19 protein-coding genes are annotated in these 25,046 nt (G+C 68.8%); 11 read left to right on the top strand and 8 right to left on the bottom strand.

All coding sequences use genetic code 11. The features are described 5' to 3' along the window. The first annotated feature begins 3 nt into the window (after positions 1–3). From dut to ACFVWG_RS04325, 4 genes are all read left to right on the top strand, one after another. Complete coding sequence (gene dut, locus ACFVWG_RS04340; protein ID WP_391541699.1) at positions 4–456, top strand: dUTP diphosphatase; 453 nt, start codon at positions 4–6, stop codon at positions 454–456. Positions 457–535: 79 nt separating this feature from the next. Next, a complete protein-coding gene (locus ACFVWG_RS04335) occupies positions 536–1,192 on the top strand; it encodes a DUF3710 domain-containing protein (protein WP_391541698.1) in 657 nt (218 codons plus the stop codon). A gap of 19 nt (positions 1,193–1,211) precedes the next feature. Then, on the top strand, positions 1,212–1,601 hold the full coding sequence (locus ACFVWG_RS04330) for an OB-fold nucleic acid binding domain-containing protein (RefSeq protein WP_391541697.1): 390 nt from the start codon (positions 1,212–1,214) through the stop codon (positions 1,599–1,601). Continuing rightward, positions 1,594–2,328, top strand: coding sequence for a DUF3159 domain-containing protein (locus ACFVWG_RS04325; protein WP_391541696.1), 735 nt, complete (start codon positions 1,594–1,596; stop codon positions 2,326–2,328). The genes ACFVWG_RS04330 and ACFVWG_RS04325 overlap by 8 nt, the downstream gene beginning before the upstream one ends. 25 nt (positions 2,329–2,353) lie before the next feature. Here ACFVWG_RS04325 and ACFVWG_RS04320 read toward each other — a convergent pair whose 3' ends face one another. Together ACFVWG_RS04320 and ACFVWG_RS04315 are read right to left on the bottom strand one after the other, a co-directional pair. Then, complete coding sequence (locus ACFVWG_RS04320) at positions 2,354–3,037, bottom strand: potassium channel family protein (RefSeq protein ID WP_391541695.1); 684 nt, start codon at positions 3,035–3,037, stop codon at positions 2,354–2,356. Further along, complete coding sequence (locus ACFVWG_RS04315; RefSeq protein ID WP_391541694.1) at positions 3,037–3,699, bottom strand: potassium channel family protein; 663 nt, start codon at positions 3,697–3,699, stop codon at positions 3,037–3,039. Before ACFVWG_RS04315 ends, ACFVWG_RS04320 begins: the two co-directional genes overlap by 1 nt. A 93-nt stretch (positions 3,700–3,792) precedes the next feature. On the opposite strand from ACFVWG_RS04315, the gene ACFVWG_RS04310 reads away from it, so the two are divergent. From ACFVWG_RS04310 to acnA, 5 genes are all read left to right on the top strand, one after another. Further along, entirely contained in the window at positions 3,793–5,823 is a 2,031-nt protein-coding gene (locus tag ACFVWG_RS04310; RefSeq protein ID WP_391541693.1) for an APC family permease, read from the top strand. Beyond that, positions 5,820–6,989 (top strand): class I SAM-dependent RNA methyltransferase, encoded by a 1,170-nt coding sequence (locus ACFVWG_RS04305; protein ID WP_391541691.1) that lies wholly within the window; start codon positions 5,820–5,822, stop codon positions 6,987–6,989. Before ACFVWG_RS04310 ends, ACFVWG_RS04305 begins: the two co-directional genes overlap by 4 nt. Before the next feature lie 64 nt (positions 6,990–7,053). Then, positions 7,054–10,914: a hypothetical protein gene (locus ACFVWG_RS04300; protein WP_391541690.1), complete on the top strand. Its 3,861-nt coding sequence runs from the start codon at positions 7,054–7,056 to the stop codon at positions 10,912–10,914. Between the two features lie 9 nt (positions 10,915–10,923). Continuing rightward, positions 10,924–11,856 carry an LLM class F420-dependent oxidoreductase gene (locus ACFVWG_RS04295; protein ID WP_391541689.1) on the top strand — a complete coding sequence of 311 codons (933 nt, stop codon included), beginning with the start codon at positions 10,924–10,926 and terminating at the stop codon, positions 11,854–11,856. A gap of 589 nt (positions 11,857–12,445) precedes the next feature. Next, positions 12,446–15,232 carry an aconitate hydratase AcnA gene (gene acnA, locus ACFVWG_RS04290; protein ID WP_391541688.1) on the top strand — a complete coding sequence of 929 codons (2,787 nt, stop codon included), beginning with the start codon at positions 12,446–12,448 and terminating at the stop codon, positions 15,230–15,232. A gap of 108 nt (positions 15,233–15,340) precedes the next feature. Here acnA and ACFVWG_RS04285 read toward each other — a convergent pair whose 3' ends face one another. Together ACFVWG_RS04285 and ACFVWG_RS04280 are read right to left on the bottom strand one after the other, a co-directional pair. After that, positions 15,341–16,426, bottom strand: a complete 1,086-nt coding sequence (locus ACFVWG_RS04285; protein WP_391541687.1) for a hypothetical protein — start codon at positions 16,424–16,426, stop codon at positions 15,341–15,343. Next, complete coding sequence (locus ACFVWG_RS04280; RefSeq protein WP_391541686.1) at positions 16,423–16,986, bottom strand: RNA polymerase sigma factor; 564 nt, start codon at positions 16,984–16,986, stop codon at positions 16,423–16,425. The genes ACFVWG_RS04285 and ACFVWG_RS04280 overlap by 4 nt, the downstream gene beginning before the upstream one ends. A 74-nt stretch (positions 16,987–17,060) precedes the next feature. Between ACFVWG_RS04280 and ACFVWG_RS04275 the strand changes: the two genes are divergently transcribed. Beyond that, positions 17,061–17,621 (top strand): HEAT repeat domain-containing protein, encoded by a 561-nt coding sequence (locus ACFVWG_RS04275; RefSeq protein WP_391541685.1) that lies wholly within the window; start codon positions 17,061–17,063, stop codon positions 17,619–17,621. On the opposite strand, the gene ACFVWG_RS04270 is transcribed toward ACFVWG_RS04275, so the two are convergent. Together ACFVWG_RS04270 and ACFVWG_RS04265 are read right to left on the bottom strand one after the other, a co-directional pair. After that, positions 17,602–20,496: a S8 family serine peptidase gene (locus ACFVWG_RS04270; protein WP_391541684.1), complete on the bottom strand. Its 2,895-nt coding sequence runs from the start codon at positions 20,494–20,496 to the stop codon at positions 17,602–17,604. The genes ACFVWG_RS04275 and ACFVWG_RS04270 overlap by 20 nt on opposite strands. Positions 20,497–20,526: 30 nt before the next feature. After that, positions 20,527–20,871, bottom strand: a complete 345-nt coding sequence (locus ACFVWG_RS04265) for a hypothetical protein (protein WP_391541683.1) — start codon at positions 20,869–20,871, stop codon at positions 20,527–20,529. Positions 20,872–20,968: 97 nt separating this feature from the next. Here ACFVWG_RS04265 and ACFVWG_RS04260 point away from each other — a divergent pair, with 97 nt between their 5' ends. Beyond that, positions 20,969–22,594: an alkaline phosphatase D family protein gene (locus ACFVWG_RS04260; RefSeq protein WP_391541682.1), complete on the top strand. Its 1,626-nt coding sequence runs from the start codon at positions 20,969–20,971 to the stop codon at positions 22,592–22,594. A 50-nt stretch (positions 22,595–22,644) separates the two neighbouring features. Here ACFVWG_RS04260 and ACFVWG_RS04255 read toward each other — a convergent pair whose 3' ends face one another. Further along, entirely contained in the window at positions 22,645–23,067 is a 423-nt protein-coding gene (locus tag ACFVWG_RS04255) for an HIT family protein (protein ID WP_391541681.1), read from the bottom strand. Next, complete coding sequence (locus ACFVWG_RS04250) at positions 23,067–24,974, bottom strand: Na+/H+ antiporter (RefSeq protein ID WP_391541680.1); 1,908 nt, start codon at positions 24,972–24,974, stop codon at positions 23,067–23,069. The genes ACFVWG_RS04255 and ACFVWG_RS04250 overlap by 1 nt, the downstream gene beginning before the upstream one ends. Positions 24,975–25,046 lie beyond the last annotated feature (72 nt).

The following is a 25,046-nucleotide window of genomic DNA, read 5'->3' as shown; positions in this document are numbered from 1 at the left end:
CTCGTGACCGAGGTTCTCATCCAGCGACTCGACCCTGACCTGCCGATCCCGGCGTACGCACATCCCGGCGACGCCGGTGCGGACCTGGTGGCGGTCTCCGACATCACCCTGAAGCCTGGCGAGCGCGGCCTGGTCGGTACGGGGATCGCGATCGCCCTGCAGGACGGGTACGTCGCCCTCGTGCACCCGCGGTCCGGACTGGCCGCCAAGCATGGGGTGTCGATCGTGAACGCGCCGGGCACCGTAGATGCGGGCTACCGGGGCGAGATCAAGGTCTGCCTGATCAATCTCGACCCGCACACCGAGGTCACGCTGAAGCGTGGCGACCGGATCGCGCAGCTGGTGATCCAGCAGGTGGAGAAGGCCAGGTTCGTCGAGGTGACGACGCTGCCGGGATCCGATCGCGGCGAGGGTGGCCACGGCTCGACCGGCGGCTTCGGGAATGTGACACGCTGATCAGGTGCGACGGGTGACACCACTGATGCGGGAGACTACCGCCGCCGTACCAATCGATTTCAGGAAGTAGGCAAGAGCTGTGATCTTCCGCCGGAAGAGCAAGAACGAAGACCTCGAGAACGAGACCGGCGACGAGGCGGCCACCGGTACGGCGGAGCCCCGGGCCGAGGGTCCGTTCGACTCGTCCGAGGTGGACCCGGAGCTGCTCGAGGCGGAGGACCGGATCGACCTCGGTGCTCTCGTGATCAGCGGCCTGCCGGGCATGGAGCTGCGGCTGCAGGTCGACGAGCAGTCCGGTGCGGTGCAGGCGATCCTGCTGGTGGTCGAGGAGTCGGCGCTGGAGCTGCGCGCCTTCGCCGCACCGAAGCGGACCGGCATCTGGGACGAGGTCCGGCAGGAGATCGCCGGCGAGGCGACCCGGATGGGCGGTACCGCGACCGAGACCGAGACCGGGTTCGGCACCGAGCTGGTGCTGGTCGTGCCGGTCGAGGACCCGGACGGCAAGATCTACAGCCAGACCTCCCGGGTGGTCGGCATCGACGGCCCGCGCTGGCTGCTGCGCGCCACCATCCTCGGCCGCGCCGCGGTCGACCCCGAGGTCGCGCCGCCGCTCGAGCAGACGCTGCGTGAGGTGATCGTCGTCCGCGGTGACGAGCCGATGGCCGTGCGTGAGTCCCTGCCGCTGCGTCTGCCGCCGGGCGCGGAGCCCGTCGAGGGCGAAGCCGAGCAGGCGTAGCCGGACTACAATCAGAGCTATGGGTAGTGAGAAACCCGCGGGCCTGTTCCGGCGGGCCTTCCGTGGGCTGGCCGGGGACCGGGACCAGCAGGATGCAGAGGTACTTCAGGACTACGCGCACGACTGCGGCGCGCGGTCCATCACCGGCTGCCGCGACCGCGAGGTCGTGACGCTGTACGGCACGTTGCGGACGATCACGTTCAGCCCGCGCGGCGGCGTACCGGCCTTGGAGGGTGAGTTGTACGACGGCACCGGCACGGTGAAGCTGGTCTGGCTGGGACGGCGCAAGATCGCCGGTATCCACCCGGGCTCGGAGCTGACCGCTTCCGGCCGGATCGGGGTCGTCGACGGCGACCGGGTGATGTTCAACCCGCGCTACGAGCTCCGGCCGACGGCTGCGCATGGCTGAGACCGCGGTAACTCCGCCCAAGAGCAACGCCCAGCAGGTCCTCGGCTGGATCGGCACCCTGGTCGACATCGGGCTGCCGTGGATCGCGTTCACCGTGGTCTACGCGTTCAGTGACCACGACCTGAAGCTGGCGCTGATCGTCGCGATCTCGGCCGCGGCCGTGGTCGGCGTGTTCCGGCTCGTCCGCAAGCAGCCCATCGCGAACGTGATCGGTGGCTTCTTCGGCGTCGGCATCTCGGCCTTCACGGCGTCCCGCACCGGTCAGGCCGAGGACGTCTTCCTGCCCGGCATCATCCTGAACTCGTGCTTCTTCGTGGGCTACGCGATCACGCTGATCACGCGGTACCCGCTGTTCGGTCTCCTGTACGGCGCGATCACGCAGACCTGGCTGGCCTGGCGCAAGGACGAGGTGCTGTTCCGCGCGCTGAACCGGGTCACGATGGTGTTCACCGCGCAGGTCGGGATCCGGCTCGCGATCATGCTGCCGCTGTACCTGACCAACAGCGTGAACGCGCTCGGGATCGCCAAGATCGCGCTCGGACTGCCGTTCTACGCGGTCACGCTCTGGGCGGCGTACGCCGTACTGCGTGGCTCGATGCCCGACGACAAGTGGGACGAGGTCAAGGAGAACTTCACCCACCTGCTCAAGGGCACCCAGCCGCCTCCGCCCGAGCCGGTCGAGGACAAGGTCGGGGCCACGAAGGAAGAGCCCGCTCGCGAAAGCTGAGCGGGCCCTCCGGGGTCAGCCTGGGTCAGTTGTTGCCGTTGTTGCGGCGGTGGTGCGGGGAGAGCATGTCCTCGAGCTGCTCCTCGGTCTCGTCGGCCGCGACGAACAGGAGCTCGTCGTTCAGCTCCAGCGTGCCGTCGGGCTCGGGCCGCAGCACGCGACCCTCGCGCAGGATGCACACCAGGGCGGTGTCCAGCGGCCAGTCGATGTCGCCGACCCGCAGGCCGATCATCGGGGAGTCCTCGGGCAGCGTGAGCTCCACCAGGTTGGCGTCGCCCTGACGGAAGGTGAACAGCCGGACCAGGTCGCCGACCGAGACCGCCTCCTCGACCAGCGCGGACATGATCCGCGGGGTCGACACCGAGACGTCCACACCCCAGGCCTCGTTGAACATCCACTCGTTGCGCGGGTGGTTGACCCGGGCAACGGTTCGCGGGACGCCGAACTCGGTCTTGGCCAGCAGCGAGACGACCAGGTTGACCTTGTCGTCACCGGTGCTGGCGATCGCCACCTGGCAGCGCTGGAGGGCGGCCTCCTCCAGTGAGGAGAGCTCGCAGGCGTCGGCCAGCAGCCACTCGGCGCGCGGCACCGACTCGGCCTTGATCGCGCGCGGGTCCTTGTCGATCAGCAGGACCTCGTGGCCGTTGTCCAGCAGTTCGCTGGCGATCGACCGGCCGACCTGGCCGGCCCCGGCGATGGCTACCCGCATCACAGCTCCTCAGGCTTGGTGCCGAGCTGGGACTCGATCGCGGTGGCGTCCCGCTCCAGCATCACGACGTGGACCAGGTCGCCCTCCTGGATGACCGTGTCGGCCTTGGGCAGGAAGCCCTCGCCGAGCCGGGTCAGGAACGCGACCCGGGCCCCGGTGGCCTTCTCGATGTCCAAGGCGAGCCGGCCGACCCAGTCCTTGTGCACGTGCACCTCGGCCAGCCGGATGGTGGCCGAGGGGTCGCGCCACTCCGGCTCGGAACCCTCGGGCAGCAAGCGACGGATCATCTGGTCGACGGTCCAGCGGACGGTGCCGACGGTGGGGATACCGAGCCGCTGGTAGACCTCGGCCCGGCCCGGGTCGTAGATCCGCGCCACGACGTTGCCGATCCCGAAGTTCTCCCGGGCGACACGCGCGGCCAGGATGTTCGAGTTGTCGCCGTTGGAGACCGCGGCGAACGCCTCGGCCCCCTCGATCCCGGCCTCGATCAGCACCTCGCGGTCGAAGCCCATCCCGGTCACCGTGCGACCGGTGAAGTTCGGGCTCAACCGGCGGAACGAGTCCGCGGACTGGTCGATGATCGCGACCGTATGGCCACGTTTCTCCAGGGTCCGGGCCAGCGTCGAGCCGACGCGGCCGCACCCCATGATGACGACGTGCACTCGCTGATCACTCCTTGCCCCAACAGGGCACACTGGTCGGTTCGGCAGGGCTAGACGCTACAGGAGTACCAGGCTCCCTCTAACATCTCCCGTGTGACTCCCGCTCTCGGCGATATCGGCAAACGGCTGCTGCTCGGTCGCAAACTGCGCAGCACTCAGCTGGGTGAGACGCTTTTGCCCAAGCGGCTCGCCCTTCCGGTGTTCGCCAGTGACGCACTGTCCTCGGTCGCCTACGCACCTGACGAGATCTTCCTGACCCTGTCCATCAGCGGTCTGGCCGCCTACAGCTTCTCCTGGAAGATCGGCCTGCTGGTCGCGTTCGTGATGCTCGTCGTGGTCGCGTCGTACCGGCAGAACGTGCACGCCTACCCCTCCGGCGGTGGCGACTACGAGGTCGCCACGGTCAACATCGGCCCGACGGCCGGCCTGACCGTGGCCAGCGCGCTGATGGTCGACTATGTGCTCACGGTCGCCGTGTCGATCTCGTCCGGGGTGCAGAACGCGAAGTCCGCGCTCCCGTTCCTGGCCGGCCACGAGGTGCCGATCGGTGTCGGCCTGGTGCTGCTGCTCACCGCGATGAACCTGCGCGGTGTCCGCGAGTCCGGTGCGTTCTTCGCGATCCCGACGTACATCTTCATGGCCGCCGTCATCGGGATGGCGGTGTGGGGAGTCATCCGGTACGCCGTCGGTGGCCTGCCGATGGCGGAGAGCTCGGGCTTCCAGGTCCGGCCCGAGCCCGGGCACGAGGTGTTCAACGGGCTCGCTGCGGTCTTCCTGCTGGCCCGGGCGTTCTCGTCCGGGTGTGCGGCCCTGACCGGTGTCGAGGCGATCAGCAACGGCGTACCGGCGTTCCGGAAGCCGAAGAGCAAGAACGCGGCGACGACGCTGCTGCTGCTCGGCACGATCGCCGTGACGATGCTGATGAGCATCCTGTTCCTGGCCGACAAGATCCGGCTGCGGTTCGCCGAGGACCCCGCGACCCAGTTGCTGGGACCCGACGGCCAGCCGGTCGGCCCGGGCTACGCCCAGAAGACGGTGATCGCGCAGATCGCCGACTCGGTCTTCTCGAACTTCCCACCCGGGTTCTACCTGGTGATCGGCGCGACCATGCTGATCCTGGTGCTGGCCGCGAACACCGCGTTCAACGGCTTCCCGGTGCTGGGCTCGATCCTCGCCCGCGACGGCTACCTGCCGCGGCAGCTGCACACCCGCGGCGACCGGCTCGCCTACAGCAACGGGATCGTGCTGCTGGCGCTCTGCGCGATCGGCCTGATCATCGCGTTCGACGCCGAGGTCACCAAGCTGATCCAGCTCTACATCGTCGGGGTGTTCGTCAGCTTCACGCTCAGCCAGTTCGGCATGATCCGGCACTGGACGCGGCACCTGAAGAGCGAGACCGACGGCGGCAAGCGGCGCCAGATGATGCGGTCGCGGGTGATCAACACGGTCGGTCTGACCATGACCGGCATCGTGCTGGTGATCGTGCTGCTGACCAAGTTCACCCACGGCGCCTACATCGCGATCATCGCGATGGCCGCGCTGTTCCTGCTGATGAAGGGCATCCACCGGCACTACGACACGGTCGGTAAGCAGACGGCCGTGGACGGTGACGAGCCGCTGATGCTGCCGTCCCGGGTGCACGCCATCGTGCTGGTCTCCAAGCTGCACAAACCGACCCTGCGGGCGCTGGCCTTCGCCAAGGCGGCCCGGCCGTACACGGTCGAGGCGGTCACGGTGGACGTCGACCGGGACGAGTCCGACATCCTCCAGGCCGAGTGGGACCGGATGGGGATCCCGATCCCGCTCAAGCGCCTGGCGTCGCCGTACCGGGAGATCACCCGGCCGATCCTGCAGTACGTGCGGGACATCCGGCGGCAGTCGCCGCGGGACGTGGTGATGGTCTACATCCCCGAATACGTGGTCGGACACTGGTGGGAACACGTGCTGCACAACCAGAGCGCACTGCGGCTCAAGGGCCGGCTCTTGTTCACACCTGGTGTGATGGTTACGTCCGTTCCCTACCAGCTGATCTCGTCGCAGGCAGCGGAGGAACGGCAGGACCGGGAGGAACGAGTGGCCGGACAGGTACGTCGAGGGCCCCGTAAGGCGTCAGGAGATCGGTGACAGACGAGAACATCGTCGGGACGGTAGTAGAGCTGGAAGTGGGACCAGTGGCGCACGGTGGCCACTGTGTGGCCCGGCACGAGGGCCAGGTCGTCTTCGTCCGGCACGCGCTGCCAGGTGAGCTTGTGCACGCCCGCATCACCGAGCAGACCGCGAAGTACCTGCGGGCCGACGCCGTACAGGTGCTGACACCGTCACCGCAACGGATCGAGCCACCGTGCCCGTACGCCGGCCCGGGGCTGTGTGGCGGGTGCGACTTCCAGCACGCCAATATCGTCGAGCAGCGTCGGCTGAAGGCGACCGTGGTCTCCGACACGCTGCGGCGGATCGGTGGGATCGAGCGGACCGTGGTGATGGAGTCACCAGGGGACGACGGTCTGGGCTGGCGGACGCGACAGCGGTACGCCGTCGTCGACGGACGGCCGGGGATGCGTGCACACCGCTCCCACGACCTGGTCCCGATCGACAAGTGTCTGATCGCCCACCCGGAGACTCCGGACGTGCTGGCACAGCGGTGGCCGGGAGTGGCGTCCGTACAGGCTGTTGTGTCGTCTGAAGGCAAGACTGCGGTGGTCACGGACTCCGCGCCCGCTGGTCGGGTGGTGGAGGTTGTGCGGAACCGACGGTTCCGGGTGGAGGCCGGTGGGTTCTGGCAGGTTCACCCGGCTGCTCCGGAGACGCTGGTGGACGCTGTGATGAGCGGACTGGAGCCTGCGGCGGGTGAGTCGGCTCTGGACCTGTACTCCGGTGTGGGGCTGTTTGCGGCCTTCCTGGCCGAGGCTGGGTGCACGGTGCTCGCGGTGGAGGGTGACAAGGACGCGGTGAAGAACGCACGCCGCAACCTGCACGACCTGCCGAACGTGACACTGGAGTCTGGTGACGTCGACCGCGTGCTGAACGTGGCTGCCGGGCAGGGGCTGGAGCACGTCGACCTGGTGGTGCTGGATCCGCCTCGCACCGGTGCCGGGAAGGACGTCGTACGGCGGATTGCGGCGCTGGCGCCTCGGCGGATCGCGTATGTGGCGTGCGACCCGGCAGCGCTGGCGCGGGACCTGAAGACGTTCGCGGGGCTCGGCTACGGGATCGCGTCGCTGCGGGCGTTCGACCTGTTCGGGATGACGCACCACATCGAATGCGTCGCCGTTCTGCAGCCTGTGGACAGCTGAGTGGTGGGTGTCGAGCTCTCGGGGTAGCGTTCTGGCTCTGGATTCCAATGCGCTGGAGACCTGAATGCCGCTCGTTGATCTCGACGACCCGGAGGAGTTGCGCGCTCGCTGGAGTGCGCTGGCCGCCGTGTCCCACGCCACCGGTTTCGACCGCCGGTGGTATGCGGACGTCGACGGGTACTACCACCAGGACGAGACCGGCTCCATCCTGCGCCTCCAGCGCCTGGGCGACGGCCGGGCCGTCCTGTTCGGCTACCAGACCCAGCACAGCCAGACCGCCGGCTCCGACCTGCTGGCCGGCTCACCCGAGTGGATCGGCTCACCCGAGGTGCGGCAGCGGCTCGCGGCGGGGGAGCTGGGCTTCGTCTACGGCGCCTTCAACGGGACGTGGGCGCGTGCGGCGTACGAGGGTGACCCGTGGGAGCCCGTGCCCGACGGCTTCCTGGAGATCGGCGGCTGGATCACCTCCGAGGAGGACTCTGCCCGCGAAATGATCGAGTGGGTCGCCGAGTGGGCGGACTACCTCGGCGGCCTCGACGAGTTGCTCCCGTACGGCGTGGCGCTGATCCGCACCGGGGGAGCGATCACGGTCGAGGCGCTCGCGGCGTTCTTCGCCCCGTTCAACATCAACCCGCGGTCGCCGGTGCAGCCGGACCTGCCCGCCGGGGCCGCGGCCGCGTCGATGTTCACCGCGGCTCAGCCGAATCTTGCGGTCCCGGAAAAGTTTGCGCCGGAGCCTGACGCGCCTAGGGGTTCGGTCGTTGAGCCTGTCGTGACTGGAACACCCGACGGCCGGCCGGCGCACGACGAAGAGGAATCCTTCGTCGTCCCACCTGGAATCAGCCCGTTCACCGGCCAGCCGATCGCCACCGACACCGGTGGTACGCCGATCGTGGCCGACCAGCCCGCGTCGTACCAGCAGGTCCCGTTCGGTCGCGACGAGGCGCCGAAGCAGGACGAGTACGGCGTCGTCGGCAAGAAGCAAGGTTGGCTCCGGCGGCGCAAGCAAGACGAAGCCCCCGCCCCTGCCGCGCCACCCGCTGCTGCCCCCGCTCCCGGCTCCTACGTGCCTGCGGACGTCCCCGACAACGGCCTCCCGTACAACCGCCTGCCGTCGTCGGAGCCCCCACGCGTAGGCGACGGCCGCCACGAAGGCGACGACTTCTTCAACAGCCTCTTCGCCGACGCCCCCGCCGCAGCAACCCCCGACCAAGACTTCGAAACCTCCGAACAGCCCGCCTGGTCCGACCCCGAAGCCACCAACCAGTACGACCCCTTCCAAGGCGCCACCGGCGCCCCCGAGGACTCGGACGCCACGGCCGCGAACGCCTTCGCCCCGATCCCCGAAGAGCCCCCGGCCCAGTCGCCCTTCGCACCCTCGAACCAGGAAGCACGCGCCGAGCAATCGGCGCGGACGCCATTGGGTGCGTTGCCGTCGGACCCGGACGCAACTGCGGCCTACACACCTTTCGCGCCGCTGCCGGAGCAGCCTGCGGCGCGTTCCGACCACGATCCGCGTGCGGAGCAGTCGCCGTTCGCGGCGGCTCCTGATGCCGCAGAAGCGACCGCTGCCTACTCGCCCTTCGCGCCTGCGCCGTCCGAGGACGCCTGGGACGGCCCCGCCTGGATCAACGGCGAGTGGGTCGAGTCCCCACCGGCCCCGAACAGCTCCGACGCCCCAGCCCCAGACCGCGGCGCTACGAGCGACACCGACACAGCTGAATCCCCGAACACTCCGGCCCTCGACCACTCCAGTCAGCCGGCTCCCGAACCTGCGCCGACCGCCTTCGACGACGACGAGGCGCCCACCGCCGAGATCGCCGCCGTCCCCGCAGACCCGGCCTCCTTCACCGGCCCGTCACCCTTCGCCCCACCCGCAGGCGAATCAGACCGGGCAGACGCGAGCCCGTTCGCGCTGTCGGGGGAGGCCGGTCAGGGTGCTGATCGCGACTTTGCGGCTGGTAGTCCGTTCGCGCCGCAGTCGACGGACGACAGGGCGGCGGACAGTCCGTTCGCGCCGGCCTCGGTCGACCAGGACGACGTACTGGATGACGAGACCGCCGAGATCCCCGCGATCATCGAACCCTCGACCGACGAGCACCCTCAAGCTCAGGTCGACCCTCACCTCCAGTCGCAGCCGTGGCCCCAGCCCAGCCCCGAGCCCTGGCCGCAGCCGACCCCCTGGCCGCAGCCCACGGACCCGCACCCCGCCCCGACCCCTCACCCGTCGCCGGACCCATACCCCGCGCCCGGCCCGGACCCGTACCCGCGCCCTGAACCGACGCCCAGCCCGAATCCGACGCCGCAACCACGACCCACGCCCCACCCGGAGCCCACGCCGTTCCCGGGACCTGAGCCCGACCCGCGTCCGTCGCCGTACCCGCCCCCCGGACCGGACCCGTCGCCGTTCCCGGGGCCCGAGCCTGACCCGCGTCCGTCGCCGTACCCGACCCCCGGGCCGTCGCCGGAGCCGACGCCTGTTCCGCAGCCTGACCCCGTGCCCGGGCCGTATCCGGCGCCGGAGCCCGAGCCTGCGCCGCAACCGGAGCCCGTACCCCCGCCCGACCCCGAGCCGGCGCCCGAACCGGAACCAGTACCTCAGCCCGAGCCTGGCCCCGCGCCGAACCCGACGCCGCCCCCTGGCGACGCGTCCCCGTGGCCGGACGCCGAGCCGAGCCAGCCCGCCCCGGTGGGTGCGCAGGTCACCGAGCTCGGCGACGACGAGCCGACCGGCGTCATCCCAGCAGTCGACGCCAACCTGGCCACCGCGGAGCTGGCCGCCGACCAAGTGCACGCGTGGCAGCCCACCGGCGCTTCGGACGCGCTGACCCGCAACCAGAACCCCACCGACGCGGCAGGCACCCGCGCCGAGCCCGCCGATGCTCAGACGCAGCATCGCGAGTCGGACGACCGCGGCCAGTACGACGAGGCGTCCGGGGGAGGCCAGTTCGGCGAGGCGGAAGAGCGTGCTCAGGGCAACGACTCCGAGAGCAACAAGTACGACGTGGAGCCGCAGGAGGAGTTCGCAGCGGCGCAGGTTGAGGAGTGGCCGGAGGACGCGGATGAGCCGACTGGGGTGATCCCTGCGGTCTTCGGGGATGACGGCCAGGCGGCTGACGGTCAGCAGGTGGCGTACGCCGAGCAGGCGGGCGATCCGGCCAACGGTTCGTACGAGGCCCAGCCGGTTCACCAGGCAGCGCCCAACCAGGATCACGAGGCGCCTTACGAGCAGAACGAAGCAGCGCCGTACCAAGCACACGAGGTCGCGGCGTACCAGGCTGACGAGGGAGCCGCCTACGGCGAGCGCCCGTCGCCACCGGCGTATGACGAGCGGCAGGATGTCGCGCCGTACGGCGAGCAGCGCCCAGCCGCCGTGCTGCCCGCACTCGGGGCGATGTCGATCCCGGGTCTCGGCCTCGTCGGCGCCGACGGACCCGGCGTCGAGCTGGTACCGGGCTCCCTCGAGGAGGCGATGCGTGCCGAAGCCGAGCGAGTCCGCCCCCGCCCAGCAGACTCAACCGCCTTCGAGGCACTCCACGCCTGGTGCCGCGCCCGCACCGCGATCGTCCCTTCGGGATTCACGATCCAGGTCCAGGTGCTCGACCCCGAAGCACCGTCGTACCGGTTCGACCTCGAGCCCCCGAATGTCGACGACCCCGAGTTCGCCGCCGACAAGCTCAGTGGACTCCTCGGCGATCTCTGGCTCACCGAGGCGCAGGGGGAGCACGGCGGTTGGCTGTTCGCGCGACTCGACGCCGCCGGCCGGACGCTGCGTATCGACCGTTGGTACGACCAGGTGCCCGAGTGGTGGGACACCCCGGTCGAGACTCGACTGGACATCGGCAACCTGGCTCGCCGTCTGACGAGCCGTGATCCCGCTTGGCAGCCGTCGTACGTGCAGAAGCTGTATACCAACGCGAGATAGCGTGTCCGCATGCTTCTCAGGATCTTCACCGAACCCCAGCAAGGCGCGGCGTACGACGAGATTCTCGCCGTCGCGCGCAAGACCGAGGAGAACGGTTTCGACGCGTTCTTCCGCTCTGACCACTACCTCGTGATGGGCGACGGCGACGGGCTCCCGGGTCCGACCGACGCGTGGATCACGCTCGCCGGCCTGGCGCGTGAGACCCAGCGGATCAAGCTCGGCACCCTGGTCAGCCCGGTTACCTTCCGGAACCCGGGCGTGCTCGCGATCAGCGTCGCCCAGGTCGACCAGATGAGCGGCGGGCGCGCGGAGCTCGGGCTTGGGGCCGGCTGGTTCGAGGCGGAGCACGCGGCGTACGGGCTGGAGTTCCCGGACACGCCTGGCCGGTTCGACCTGCTGGAAGAGCAGCTCGAGGTGATCACCGGACTGTGGGACACCCCGGTGGGGGAGAAGTACGAGTTCAGCGGCGAGCACTACCAGCTCAAGGACTCGCCGGCGCTGCCGAAGCCGGTCCAGCAGCCGCACCCGCCGATCATCGTCGGCGGCGCAGGCAAGAAGCGCACGCCGGAGCTCACCGCGAAGTACGCCACCGAGTTCAACGCCGGCTTCAAGACGATCGACGACACGAAGGTGTTGTTCGAGCGCGCCCAAGCAGCCTGTACGGCGATCGGCCGCGCCGCCGACTCGCTCGTGCTCTCGGCCGCGCACCGCGTGGTGGTCGGCAAGGACGACGTCGAGGTGAAGCGTCGCGCCGAGGCGGTCGGCTGGAGTCTGGACGAGCTGAAGGCGCACGGCGTCGGCGGTACGCCGGACCAGGTGGTCGACCAGCTCGGCCGCTTCGCCGAGCTCGGCAGCCGGCACTTCTACCTGCAGATCATGGACCTCGGCGACCTCGACCACCTGGACCTGATCGCGTCGGAGGTTCTGCCGCAGGTTTCGTGACCCGGGCATTGTCACGCCGAGCGGAGTCGTTGGGAGCCGGCTTCGGCCAAGGGCAATATGAACGGATCACCCCTGAAGTTGCCGGTTCTCCGCCCGAAATCTCAGGGGAGAACCGGCAAAGTGGAGGGATATCCCCGCGATTTCCGGGTGGCGAAACCGCCGGGTGGCGATACCGCCGTTTGGCGTCGCCGGGGGCTCGGCTGGCGACGTTGCCGGGCGACGGTTGCCGGGTGACGGTTGCAACGGATGCAACTAACGTCCGAAAGACCGGAGGGCCCGTCTCCGATCCTTCGGACGTTAGCGGCCACGCTCACCTGACGTCCGAAAGGGCGGAGGGCCCGTCTCCGGTTCTTCGGACGTTGTGACAGGGGTCGCGGGGTTGGTTGTGCTCGGTCCGCACGGTGGCGATTGCCGTACGGCGAAGCCTCTGGAGCGAGGCGGGTTCGACTCGGAAAGTGACTCGATGTCGTGTATCTTGATGTCGAGAGACTTCCTCGCTCCGAAGTTAGGTTGACCTGACCTCGGAGCGAGATGCGGGGCCCGGGAGGATGGGCCGCAGCGGAACTGGACCGGATAGAGGAGCAGGTTGATGGCGAGCGTCGACAGCTTCGGTGCCCAGGGGGCACTCGAGGTCAACGGACAGTCGTACGAGATCTTCAGGTTGGCGGGTGTCGAGGGGGCGGAGACGCTGCCCTACTCGCTCAAGGTGCTGCTGGAGAACCTGCTGCGCACCGAGGACGGCGCGAACATCACCGCCGACCACATCCGCAAGCTGGGCAACTGGGACGCGAACGCGGCTCCGGACACGGAGATCCAGTTCACCCCGGCCCGGGTGATCATGCAGGACTTCACCGGTGTGCCGTGTGTGGTCGACCTGGCCACGATGCGCGAGGCGGTCGCCGAGCTCGGGGGCGACCCGACCAAGATCAACCCGCTGGCGCCGGCCGAGCTGGTCATCGACCACTCGGTCATCATCGACGTCTTCGGCCGGCAGGACGCCTTCGAGCGCAACGTCGAGCTGGAGTACGAGCGCAACCGTGAGCGTTACCAGTTCCTGCGCTGGGGCCAGACCGCGTTCGACGAGTTCAAGGTCGTCCCGCCGGGCACCGGCATCGTGCACCAGGTGAACATCGAGCACCTCGCCCGCACGGTCATGGTCCGCAACGGCCAGGCCTACCCGGACACCTGCGTCGGCACCGACAGCCACACCACGATGGTGAACGGCCTCGGCGTGCTGGGCTGGGGCGTCGGCGGTATCGAGGCCGAGGCCGCGATGCTCGGTCAGCCGGTCAGCATGCTGATCCCGAAGGTGGTTGGCTTCAAACTGACCGGTGCGGTTCCGGCCGGCGCGACCGCGACCGACGTCGTGCTGACCATCACCCAGATGCTGCGCAAGCACGGTGTGGTCGGCAAGTTCGTCGAGTTCTACGGCGAGGGCGTGACCGCGGTGCCGCTGGCCAACCGCGCCACCATCGGCAACATGAGCCCGGAGTTCGGCTCGACCTGCGCGATCTTCCCGATCGACGACATCACCCTGGACTACCTGCGCCTGACCGGTCGCGGCGACGACGAGGTCGCCCTCGTCGAGGCCTACGCCAAGGAGCAGGGCCTGTGGCACAACCCGGCCGTCGAGCCGCGGTTCTCGGAGTACCTCGAGCTGGACCTGGCGACCGTCGTACCGTCGATCGCCGGCCCGAAGCGGCCGCAGGACCGGGTCGCGCTGAGCGAGGCCAAGGAAGGCTTCCGCGGCGCGCTGGCCGACTACGCGAGCAACGACGACGAGGCTGAGGTCGACCCGTCGGAGCTGGGCAGCTTCCCGGCCAGCGACGCGCCGAACGGTCATGGTCACACCAACGACGACCCGCACGTCCCGCACGGCGCCGGTGCCGCGGGCCGTCCGGTCAAGAAGACCAAGATCACCCTGAACGGCCAGGAGACCGAGCTCGACCACGGCCACGTCGTGATCGCCAGCATCACCTCCTGCACCAACACCTCGAACCCGTCCGTCATGCTCGCCGCCGCGCTGCTCGCGAAGAACGCGGTCGACAAGGGCCTGACCAGCAAGCCGTGGGTGAAGACCTCGCTGGCCCCGGGCTCGAAGGTCGTCACCGACTACTACGAGAAGGCCGGCGTCACGCCGTACCTGGAGAAGCTCGGCTTCCACCTCGTCGGCTACGGCTGCACCACCTGCATCGGCAACTCGGGCCCGCTGCCCGAGGAGGTCTCGGCCGGCGTCCAGGCGGCCGATCTGGCCGTCGTGTCGGTGCTGTCCGGCAACCGGAACTTCGAGGGCCGGATCAACCCGGACGTGAAGATGAACTACCTGGCGAGCCCGCCGCTGGTGATCGCGTACGCGCTGGCCGGCACGATGGACTTCGACTTCGAGACCGACGCGCTGGGTCAGGACACCGACGGCAACGACGTGTTCCTGAAGGACATCTGGCCGGCCGCCGAGGACGTGGAGAAGGTGATCGCGACCTCGATCAACCGGGAGATGTTCACCAAGGACTACGCCGACGTCTTCGCCGGTGACGAGCGCTGGCAGTCGCTGCCGACGCCCGAGGGCAAGGTCTTCGACTGGGACGCCGACTCGACGTACGTGCGCAAGCCTCCGTACTTCGACGGGATGGCCAAGGAGCCGTCGCCGGTCACCGACATCTCCGGTGCCCGCGTGCTGGCCAAGCTGGGCGACTCGGTCACCACCGACCACATCTCCCCGGCCGGCTCGATCAAGGCCGACGGCCCGGCCGGCAAGTACCTGGCCGAGCACGGTGTCGACCGCAAGGACTACAACTCGTACGGCTCACGTCGTGGCAACCACGAGGTGATGATCCGGGGCACGTTCGCCAACATCCGGCTGCGCAACCAGATCGCACCGGGCACCGAGGGCGGCTTCACCCGCGACTTCACCAAGGACGATGCCCCCGTGACGAGCATCTACGAGGCGTCGGAGTCCTACATCGCCGCCGGTACGCCGCTGGTCATCCTGGCCGGCAAGGAGTACGGCTCGGGTTCGTCGCGCGACTGGGCGGCCAAGGGTACGGCGCTCCTCGGCGTCCGGGCCGTGATCACGGAGTCCTTCGAGCGCATCCACCGGTCGAACCTGATCGGCATGGGCGTGCTGCCGCTGCAGTACCCGGAGGGTGAGAACGCGGAGTCGCTCGGCCTGACCGGTGAGGAGACGTTCGACTTCTCCGGCGTCACCGTGCTCAACGACGGCACGATCCCGAGCACCGTCCACGTCACCGTGACCGCGAGCGACGGTTCGGTGAAGGAGTTCGACGCGGTCGTCCGCATCGACACCCCCGGTGAGGCGGACTACTACCGCAACGGCGGCATCCTGCAGTACGTCCTCCGCTCCCTGATCGCCAACTGAGCAACGCGAAAGGGCCGACCGGGCTGCAATCCGGTCGGCCCCCTTGTTTTTCGTAGCGTCCGAAGGACACGCGGGCGTCGTCGGCGTGTTTTCGGACGTTAGCGACAATCAGCGGCAGCCGAGCCCGTCCTTGTAACCTTCGGCGGGGTGGCCGCTCTTGGACTCGGGCTTGACCTTGCCGGCGATCTCGTCGGCGTACTGCCAGATCATCTCCGGCATGTCACCCTCGGCCTTCATCTCCTGCAGGATCTTCCACTTCTTGCTGCCCTGCATGGCCTGCACGGCTTCGGCGGCCTTCGCCTTGTCGCCGGACTTCGTCGCGGCGGTCCACTGGTCGAGCCAGGCACACGATGCGGCAGTCGTCACCCGCGCACCGAGGTGGTAGCGCGCGATCACGGTCTCCTTGTAGAGCGGCTTCTTGTTGAAGCCCTTCGGTACGGCGACTCCCGCGAGCATGCTGTCGACGGCCGCGCGCACCTTCTCCGGCTTCACGACCTCCTCCGGCATCGCCGCCAGCCAGGTGTTGACGTCGACCTTCTTCAGCTTGCCGAGCACGTCGCGGTAGGCCTCCAGGGAACCGAGGTCCGCACGGGTCTCGACGAAGCTCGGGCCGCGCGGCGGCAGCATGAACGCGGAGTCGAAGTTCTCCTTGGCGTAGCGGAACAACGTCCCCTTCTGGCCGAGCACCTGCACCTCGCTGTGCTCGACCGAGCCCGTCACCCGGTCGTTGTAGTAGTCCTTGAACTCCTTGGCCGGGAACCACTTCAGCTGGAACGTCTGGTCGCCCTTGCTGAAGGTCATGTCGCCGGTGTCTTTGGTGAACTCGTCGACCTGGGTGATCTTCCAGGCCGGGTCGTCGATCAGGATGCGATCGTTGGCCTCGGCGACCGCGACGAGCTCTGCCGCGTACGCCGGTTGCGGAGCCACGAACGGCGCCACATACGGCGCGACCGGGCTGTCCTTGGGCAGCACGGCGCCCACGACGCCGACCGCAGCGGCCACACCGACTGCGGCTGCGGCGCCAATAGCGATCCGGCGGCGCCGGGTCGGCCGCAACCGGGTGGCGGGTTCGGTGGTAGTCAAGATGTCCTCCAGCAGATCGGACTCGGCGTCCGCGGTCGGCAGCTGCCGGACCGTATCGTCGCCGAACGGGTTGGCCCGTGCGATCAGCTGGTCGAGTTCGCGGTCGTTCATCGCTTCTCCTGAACTGGTCGCAGTGCTCTGTCATCCCGTACATGTCCGTGATCCGTGAACGCGTCTCCGAGCTGCTTTCGCAACCGCGCCCGCGCCCGATGCAGCCTGGTTCGCACCACCCGCGCCGGTACGTCGAGCACCACGGCCGCCTCCTGTGGTGCCAGGTTCTCCCACGTGGTCAGCATGATCAGCTCACGATCGTCGGCACTCAATCCGGCCAAAGCACCCATCAGTACGGCGTTCGCTTCGACGCCGTCGGCGTGATCCGGTACGACGTCCTGCAGCTCCACGCGCAGTCGATCGCCGAGCCGGTCCCGGCGCTGGACCCCGCGCCGGTGATTCGCGAGCACGCGGCGGGCGACGCCGTACAGCCAAAGTCGCGCGGTCCCGTCGGTGGGGACCTGGCCGAACCGGCGCCAGGCGACCAGCATGGTGTCGGCCACCACGTCGGCGGCGTCGTCAGGGGAGCCGCAACGGCGCAGGGCGTAGCCGAGGAGCTCCCGGAAGTTCTGCTCGAACAGTTCGCGGAAGGCGTCCTCGGGACTTGGCGTCGAGGTCATACCTGGTCCATGTCCGGCAGTATGCGCGGCGTCTCAGGTCACCTTTTGTCGGTGGGGCGCGATTTACTGGGCGCATGACCAAGGACCATCCGCGCGAGGTGGTGCAGGCCGCTGTCGCCGCGCACGGCGAGGACACGGTGATCGACTGGGCGGTCGCGTTCCTGACCGGCGAGATCAGCGGAGAGGCGGCGTACGGCGCTGAGCTCCCGAAGCTGGTCGCGATCACGGGCTCGACGAATCCTGGTGGCTGGACGGCACCAGTCGACCCGGTGAACTACTACTGGATCCGGGTCTGGGCGGCGCGGGTCTTCCTCTACGTCTGGCGGGACGACGTGGTGGACGCGCTGCTGGCGGTGGAGGACGACCCCGCATGGCGGGTCCGCGAGCACGTCGCGCGGATCACCGCCCAACGGGAGCTCGGTCAGCTGGTCGATGGGCTGCTGCCGATGCTGGAGCACGAGTTGCCGCGGGTCCGGGCGGCCGCCGTACGGGCTATCGGGGTGGCGGGGGAGTCCGAGCATGTGGAGGCGGTCGAAGAACTGGCAGGCGACCCGGACCATACGGTCCGGGCCGCCGTCGAGCGTGCCTTGGCCAAACTCAGTGAGCGGCTGGGGCCTAGAAGCCCAAGGTATTGAGCTTCTCGAGCAGCAGCGTCTGCTGCCGGATCTGGTTGCTGGTCGAGGCTGGGTTGAGGCGGATCGCCTCGGCCTGGGCCATCACGGCGCCGAAGGTGCTGTCCAGCCGCAGGTCCAGGTTGGTGTCCACCCGGGTGCCGAGGTCGAACGAGCCGTCCGCGAAGTTCAGCCAGGCAGTCAGCGCCTGCCGGTCGAACTCGGCCTTCGAGTTCAGCAGCTGGACGTTGAGGACCGCGTTCGCCTTGGCCATCGTCGAGACGTCACGCGCCTCGGAGAAGACCGGGCTCATCTGCTGGGCCACCTGGAGGTAGCAGTTGACCGTGCTCACCGGCAGATCGACCGGCGGGATCCGCAGCCCGGCGCGGGTCTGCAGGAACCACAGCGGCGCGATCTTGGTCAGGTGCGCGTTGCCCTGCACGACGACCTTGGCCGAGTCCACACTCGAACCACCATCGTCGTCGCGAGCCGTGAAGCCGACGTCGTAGTTGCACGCCGATCCGAACGCATGCGACTTCGCGTCCGTCACATCACGCGGCTGCAGACTCGGGCTGCTCGCCGGATCGGTACCGGGCGGGTTCACCAGGTAGTTGGTCGTGTCACCCCAGCTCCAGCTGAGCGCGAGGTCGTCACTGCCCGGATCGGTCGATCGGGCCTTGAAGTCGATCGGCTGCCCGCTGTGCGCGATGAACGTCGGTACGCCGTTCACCACCGTCGCCCCGGATTCGTCGATCACGGCGGTCGGTGCCACGTTCGTCACCTGCACCGGGAAGGTCGCCGTACCGACTCCACCGTCGTCATCGGTCACCTTGACTCCAACGGTGAACGAGCCGTTGTCGCCGTACGCGCGGCTTCCGGTGACCGTTGTCATCAGCAACGAACCGGTGCTCGGCGCGCCGAAGCCCCAGTCGATGCTCGCCGTGTGCGTGTCAGCGGTCCCTGGATCCACGAACGACGCCTTCGCCGTGAGTGTCGAGCCCTCGGTGATCGTCTTCACCTGTGCCGGGTCGATCGTCACGACCGGTGCCACGTTGCTGACGGCAACGGGGAAGGACGCCGAGCTGGTTCCACCGTCGTCGTCGGTCACGGTGACCTTGACGGTGTAGTTGCCGTTGTCCGCATACACGTGGCTGCCATTGATCTGGCCCGCGGTGGCCGGCGGGTTCGTCGTCGTACCGTCACCCCAATCGATCACGGCCGAGTGCGTGTCCAGCGAGCCCGGATCGGAGTACAAGGCCTTCACCCCGTACGACGCTCCCTCTGTCGTCGTACCGGCTTGGCCCGGCGCGATGCTGATGCTCGGGGCAACGTTGTTGACGGTCAGGTGGAAGGTCGTGGTCGCCGTCTCACCCTTGTCATCCGTCGCGGTGATCGTCACATCGCGGCTCTGTGTCGGGCCGTCACTCGTGGTCGAACTCCACGACCAGCGACCGCCGCCGACGTTGACGACGTTCCCGCTGGAGGCGGTCAGCGCGACCGCCTTGCCCTCGGGATCACTGAAGCCACCGGCATTGGTGGCAGTGGTGCCTTCGTTGACGGTCACCGTGCCGGCGTCGGCGCTGATGCTGGGCGGGTTGTTGCCCTGCTGCAGGGCGGCCAGCAGGTCGATCCGCGGCGTGGTCGCGTTGGTTGTCGGGCTGGTCGCGTAGGTGATGTCGACGCCGGTGTCGCGCAGGTACCCGAGCAGGGTGGCCGCGGTCGCGGCAGGGTAGGCGTTCCGCAGGGCGGCAATCGCACCGGCCACGTGCGGCGCGGCCATCGACGTACCGCTGAGGTTGGCCCAGGCGTCGTCGGGGACGGACGCGCGGATCGACGTACCGGGGGCGAAGAGGTCGAGCAGCGGGCCGCGGTTCGAGTAGCTGGCGGGGCTGTCGACTTCGTTGCCGCTGGCATCGGCATCGATCGCGCCGACCGTGACGGCGGTGGACACGCAGCCCGGCTCACCGACGCCTGCCGGGTGTGACTCGTTGCCGGCCGAGATGGTCGTGGTGATACCGGCCGAGAGCAGCAGGTCGATCGAAGCCTTCGTCGAGCTGCCGTCACAGGTCGTGGTGTGGTTGCTGGCGTCGCCACCGCTCAGGTTCGCCGAGGCGATGGTGAAGTCGTTGCGCAGGTCGTAGACGCGTTGCATCCCGGCGATGAAGTCCGAGTAGTAGAACTGCGCGCACGGCGGATTGCCTTTACAGCCGACATTGCTGCGGTGGTAGATCTGGATCGCGATGATGTTCGCGCCCGGCGCCACTCCGTTGCCCGGGGCACCGGTCACGCCGGTTCCGGCGCCGGCCGCGATGCCGGCGACATGCGTGCCGTGGAAGCAGATGTTCGTCGTACCGTTGAGGCACTGGGCAGTCTCGGCGTCGGCCGATCCCGCGCCGGTCTGACTCGCCGTACCGTTCGGACAGAGCGAGACCTCGTTGGCGGTGCCGTCGGTGCTGGAGTAACAGGCCTCGGACACGATCCGGCTGCCGAAGAACGGGTGGTCGCGGTCGATCCCGGTGTCGAGGATCGCGACGGTCTGACCGGCGCCGGTGAAGCCGAGCTGCTGGACGCGGTCGGCATGAATGAACGGGATGCTCTCGGCCAAGGACGGCGAGCCGACCTTGTCCGGCTGGATCGAGACCACGTTCGGGTCGGCGGCGAGCTCGGCCAGCGCGGCCTTGTCGGCGTCGAGCGCGAGCAACGGGAACGACCGGTAGGTGCGGTTCTGCTCCGCGGTGCCTTGGTCGATGTTGTCGAGCACCTGCTGCTTGTCGCTGATGTGGTCGACCTGCACGATCACGCGGGTCGTTTCCCCGGACTCCGCGTGTGCTGGTAGCTGCGTGGTGCTCGCTGCCAGACCGGCCAAGGCCAGCGCAACGAACAGTCTTCGGACATGCATCGTAATTCCCCCAACTACGGTGGTGCCGCCTCAGCCGGACTGCTGGGCGGTGTCCTGCTGCACGGCCGCGACATGTGGTGAGTGCCGCAGCCGGTCGAGAGCAGCTGCATCGACGACCAGGGCCAGCTGCGGTACGGCGTCGTACCGCCGAATCAGCTGAGCCTGCGGAACCTCGGCCAGTACGGCGTCCTGTGCGGTTCTGATCGCCTTGCGTTGCTCCTGACGCGCCTGATCCCCCAGGTCACCCTCGGGCCGGAACGAGCCGGCCAGGGTGACGATCACGCGCTGCCCAGGTGGGGTCGAGGGTGTGCTGCCTGTCCCCGTCGTACAGGACACGACAACGAACAGTCCTGCCGCAAACAGCATCCACCTCATGACAACCCCCCTTGAAGCACATCCTCGGGGCGCGTCTTCAGCCAGTCTTAAAGTGCTGTCCAACCACCGGCTGCCCAGGCTGGGAAGCGTTCGCCGCATGGAGACTTCGCGAAGATCAGTCCTGAAAGCCGGTCTGGCGTCCAGCGCGGCGGTCGCCGGCCTGTCCGCTCCCGCCACCGCCGCGGCGACGCCCGTCCGGCAGGACCCGTTCACTCTCGGGATCGCGAGCGGTGACCCGTGGCCCGACGGGTTCGTGCTCTGGACCCGGCTTGCCGTCAACCCTGTCGCCGAGGACGGCCGCGGTGGAATGCCGAACCGCGCGTACGCCGTCCAGTGGCAGGTCGCGACCGACCGGCGCTTCCACCACGTCGTGCGGGCCGGTGTCGCGGTCGCGCGGCCGGAGCACGCGCATGCGATCCACGTGACCGTCGAGGGTCTGCAGCCCGGCCGCGAGTACTACTACCGGTTCCGTAGCGAGGGTTACGTGACGTCGGTAGGCCGCACGCTGACCGCACCGGCTCGCGGTACGACGCCGCGCGAGCTGGCGATGGCGTTCGTGTCCTGCTCGCAGTTCGAGCACGGCTACTTCACGGCGTACCGGCGGCTGGCCGAGGACCGGCCGGACCTGGTACTCCACCTGGGCGACTACCAGTACGAGTACACGAAGAACACCTACGTCGCGCCCGGTGGGAACGTCCGTGACCACGACGGACCCGAGACGACGGACCTGGCGTCGTACCGGCAGCGGCACGCGCAGTACAAGGCCGACCCGGATCTGCAGGCCGCGCATGCGGTCGCGCCCTGGCTGGCCGTGTGGGACGACCACGAGGTCGACAACAACTGGGCCGACGAGACGCCGGAGAAGCCCGAGGAAGGGTTCCTCGAGCGGCGGGCCGCGGCGTTCCAGGCGTACTACGAGAACATGCCACTGCGCGCGTCGTCGAAGCCGCGCGGGATCGACATGCAGCTCTTCCGGCGGGTCAAGTGGGGTGAGCTGGCAACGTTCCACATGCTCGACACCCGGCAGTACCGCGACGACCAGGGCTGCGGGGACGGGTACAAGGACTGCCCGGCAGCGGTGGACCCGAAGCGGTCCATCACGGGGGAGCGGCAGGAGAAGTGGCTGATCGACGGCTTCCGCCGGTCCGAGGCGCGCTGGGACATCCTCGGTCAGCAGGTGTTCTTCGCGCAGCGTGACAACAACGAGGGCCCGTTGAAGGTCACCTCGATGGACTCCTGGGACGGGTACGTCGCCTCTCGCGACCGGATCACCCGCGGCTGGGTCGACGCGCGCGTGCGCAATGCCGTCGTACTGACGGGTGACGTGCACGCGCACTGGGCGTCGGATCTGAAGCTGAACTACGACGACCCCAACGCGCCCGCGGTCGGTTCGGAACTGGTGTGCTCGTCGATCACGACCGGTGGTGATGGTGCGGACGGCGGTACGACGGCGCATCCGTGGCTGAAGTGGAATCCGCATCTGCGGTTCCAGAACAACCTGCGCGGTTACGTGAACACCACGATCACGCGTGAGTCGATGGTCGCCGACTTCCGCACGCTACGGACGGTTCGCGACCATGACGCGGAGGCGTTCACGCGAGCCCAGTTCACGATCGAGGACCGTAAACCGGGTCTGCACCTCACCGCCGAAACCCCACCTGCTCCCGCCGCACGTGCGCTCACGGCCGACGACACCGTCGCCTGGGAGACCGCCCGCCCCTAACCTCACAGCGTCAGAAGAAGCGCAGTACGTGGTCGGCGTGGTTTCGGACGTCAGGGGTGGGATTCCAACGCTGAGCGCAGTTTGGCGGCGTACTCGGCGGCTTCGGCATCGTCGGCGTACTTGGTCCGCGGCCAGAAGAACCCGCGCAGTCCGTCCCCTTTCGTCCGCGGCACGACGTGCACGTGGAGGTGGGGGACGGACTGGGACACAACGTTGTTCACGGCAACGAACGAACCTTGTGCCTCGTACGCCGTCCGGACCGCGGCCGCGACGGATCGCGCCGTACCGAAGAGTGGGACGGTGAGCTCGCCGGGCAGCTCGACCATGGTCGGGATGTGCTCGCGGGGCACGATCAGCGTGTGGCCCTTGAACACCGGGCGGATGTCGAGGAAGCCGACCACCTCCGGCGTCTCGAGCACGATGTGTGCGGGCGTCGTACCGGAGATGATCGAGCAGAACAGACAGTCAGCCATCAGCCGAGCACCTCGTCCGCGAAGCACCAGCGCCAACTCTCACCCGGTTCGAAGCTGCGCATCACCGGGTGCTTGGTCTCGTCGTAGTGCTTGCTCGCGTGCTTCATCTCCGACGAGTCGCAGCAGCCGACGTGACCGCAGCTCAGGCAGAGCCGCAGGTGCACCCAGGTACCGCCATCGGCCAGACACTCCTCACAGCCGGCAGGCGTGTTCGGGGTGACGACCGCCGGCGCCTCGCGGAGGTGCTCGCAGCCACCGCTCGCCGAGGCCGGGGGGCGCAGGTCCTCCGAGCGGCCGCCGACGTCGTCGTCCTCGTCGCGGTCGAGGATCGACTCCTCGATGTCGAGTACGCCCTGCGCCCGCTGCAGGACCTCGTCGGCGACCAGACCGGCGTCACGGACCTCGAGGATGTGCGACCGCTCGGCTTCCAGCATGGCCATCCGCAACCGCCGGTACGCCTCGCTCGGCGTCTCGTACTCCGTCTCCGGACGCCCCAGCCGCTCCCACGCAGCAAGCGCACGCGACTCACCGCGCTGCCGAAGGACCGCGAGCACAGCCTCAGGGTCGTCAGGGGTGGTGATCTCGTCCAGCTTCGCGAGCGCGGCGCGATGCGCACCCTGCAGTACGGCGGCCTCCTGGAGCGCGTCCTCGGCTGGATCCGGTCCGGGGAGCTTGAGTCGCCGTACCAGCCAGGGGAGGGTCGAGCCGTTCAAGAGGAGTGTGCCACCGGTGACCGCCAGGGCGATGAAGACCAGCACCTCGCGGTGGGGAGTGTCCGGCGGCAGCGTGAAGACGGCGGCCAGCGTGACCACGCCGCGCATCCCGGCCCAGCAGACGACGACCAGAGCGCCGAAGGAGACCGGGCCCGGGCGGGACCGGCCGAGGATCCGGCGGGACAGGTAGGTGCTCGGGATGACCCAGATCGGCCGCAGCAGGATCGTGGCCAGGAAGACCCCCACTGTCGCGGCGGCGATCAGCCAGCCCGGCAGGGGGCTCCGCGAGAGCTCGTCGAGGATCCAGCGGGTCTGCAGGCCGATCAGCAGGAAGACCGTGTTCTCGAGCAGGAACTGGAAGGTGCGCCAGTTGGTCCGCTCCGAGATCCGTGACTTGGCTGACTGCAGGATGGGCGCCTTGTGGCCGAGGATCAGGCCGCAGACCACCACAGCCAGTACGCCGGACGCATGGATGGTGTGGTTCTCGGCAGCGACGTACGCGATGAACGGCGCGGTCAGACTGAGCGTGGTGTCGAGCACCGGGTCGGTGAACCGCTTGCGCACCTTGGCCAGCACGATCGCCACGACCAGGCCGACGATGATCCCGCCGCCGGCCGCGCGAAGGAAGTCGAGCCCGACATGGAGAACGGTCGGGGTGACCAGCGCCGCGCCGAGCGCCGTACGGAGAATGACCAGGGCAGTCGCGTCGTTGACCAGGCTCTCGCCCTCGAGGATCGTGACCACGCGCCGGGGGAGTCCCACCCGTTTCGCGATCGCGGTCGCGGCGACGGCGTCCGGCGGCGCGATGACCGCGCCGATGGCGAACGCGGCCCAGAGGGGGAGCGGCTGGTAGCCCTGGGACTTGGCCATCACGTTGAGCAGCCAGTAGGCCACCATGCCGACACCGACCGCGGTGAACGCGACCAGGCCGACCGACAGCAGGCCGATCGACCGGCGGTGCTTGGTGAAGTCGACCAGGCTGGTCTTGATCGCCGCGGAGTACAGCAGCGGCGGCAGGAAGCCGATCAGGACCACCTCGGGCGACAGCTCGACCCGCGGAACGAACGGCAGATAGGACGCGGCGACCCCGATCACCACGAGCAGCAGGGGAGCCGACAGCCCGATCCGCCGAGCCAGCGCGGCCCCGCCCGCCACCACGGCGACGAGGGCGACGATCTCGATCGCAATATGCACGGTGCACAGTGTCGCAGCTTGCTCTGGATCAGATGGCCTGTGTCGTCTAGCGTGTGCGGAGCGAGATCCGTC

Source organism: Kribbella sp. NPDC058245, from assembly GCF_042882005.1.
Lineage (GTDB): Bacteria > Actinomycetota > Actinomycetes > Propionibacteriales > Kribbellaceae > Kribbella.
Note: the sequence above shows the minus strand (reverse complement) of the source record. Positions and strands in the feature narration are given on the sequence as shown.

Coding starts and splice junctions, on each gene's coding strand:
- ACFVWG_RS04325 (WP_391541696.1), top strand. CDS start 1,594: ATGGCTGAGACCGCGGTAACTCCGCCCAAGAGCAACGCCCAGCAGGTC.
- ACFVWG_RS04255 (WP_391541681.1), bottom strand. CDS start 23,067: ATGGCTGACTGTCTGTTCTGCTCGATCATCTCCGGTACGACGCCCGCA.
- ACFVWG_RS04320 (WP_391541695.1), bottom strand. CDS start 3,037: ATGCGGGTAGCCATCGCCGGGGCCGGCCAGGTCGGCCGGTCGATCGCC.
- ACFVWG_RS04265 (WP_391541683.1), bottom strand. CDS start 20,871: ATGAGGTGGATGCTGTTTGCGGCAGGACTGTTCGTTGTCGTGTCCTGT.
- ACFVWG_RS04300 (WP_391541690.1), top strand. CDS start 7,054: ATGCCGCTCGTTGATCTCGACGACCCGGAGGAGTTGCGCGCTCGCTGG.
- acnA (WP_391541688.1), top strand. CDS start 12,446: ATGGCGAGCGTCGACAGCTTCGGTGCCCAGGGGGCACTCGAGGTCAAC.
- ACFVWG_RS04270 (WP_391541684.1), bottom strand. CDS start 20,496: ATGCATGTCCGAAGACTGTTCGTTGCGCTGGCCTTGGCCGGTCTGGCA.
- ACFVWG_RS04285 (WP_391541687.1), bottom strand. CDS start 16,426: ATGAACGACCGCGAACTCGACCAGCTGATCGCACGGGCCAACCCGTTC.
- ACFVWG_RS04275 (WP_391541685.1), top strand. CDS start 17,061: ATGACCAAGGACCATCCGCGCGAGGTGGTGCAGGCCGCTGTCGCCGCG.
- ACFVWG_RS04295 (WP_391541689.1), top strand. CDS start 10,924: ATGCTTCTCAGGATCTTCACCGAACCCCAGCAAGGCGCGGCGTACGAC.
- ACFVWG_RS04330 (WP_391541697.1), top strand. CDS start 1,212: ATGGGTAGTGAGAAACCCGCGGGCCTGTTCCGGCGGGCCTTCCGTGGG.
- ACFVWG_RS04280 (WP_391541686.1), bottom strand. CDS start 16,986: ATGACCTCGACGCCAAGTCCCGAGGACGCCTTCCGCGAACTGTTCGAG.
- ACFVWG_RS04260 (WP_391541682.1), top strand. CDS start 20,969: ATGGAGACTTCGCGAAGATCAGTCCTGAAAGCCGGTCTGGCGTCCAGC.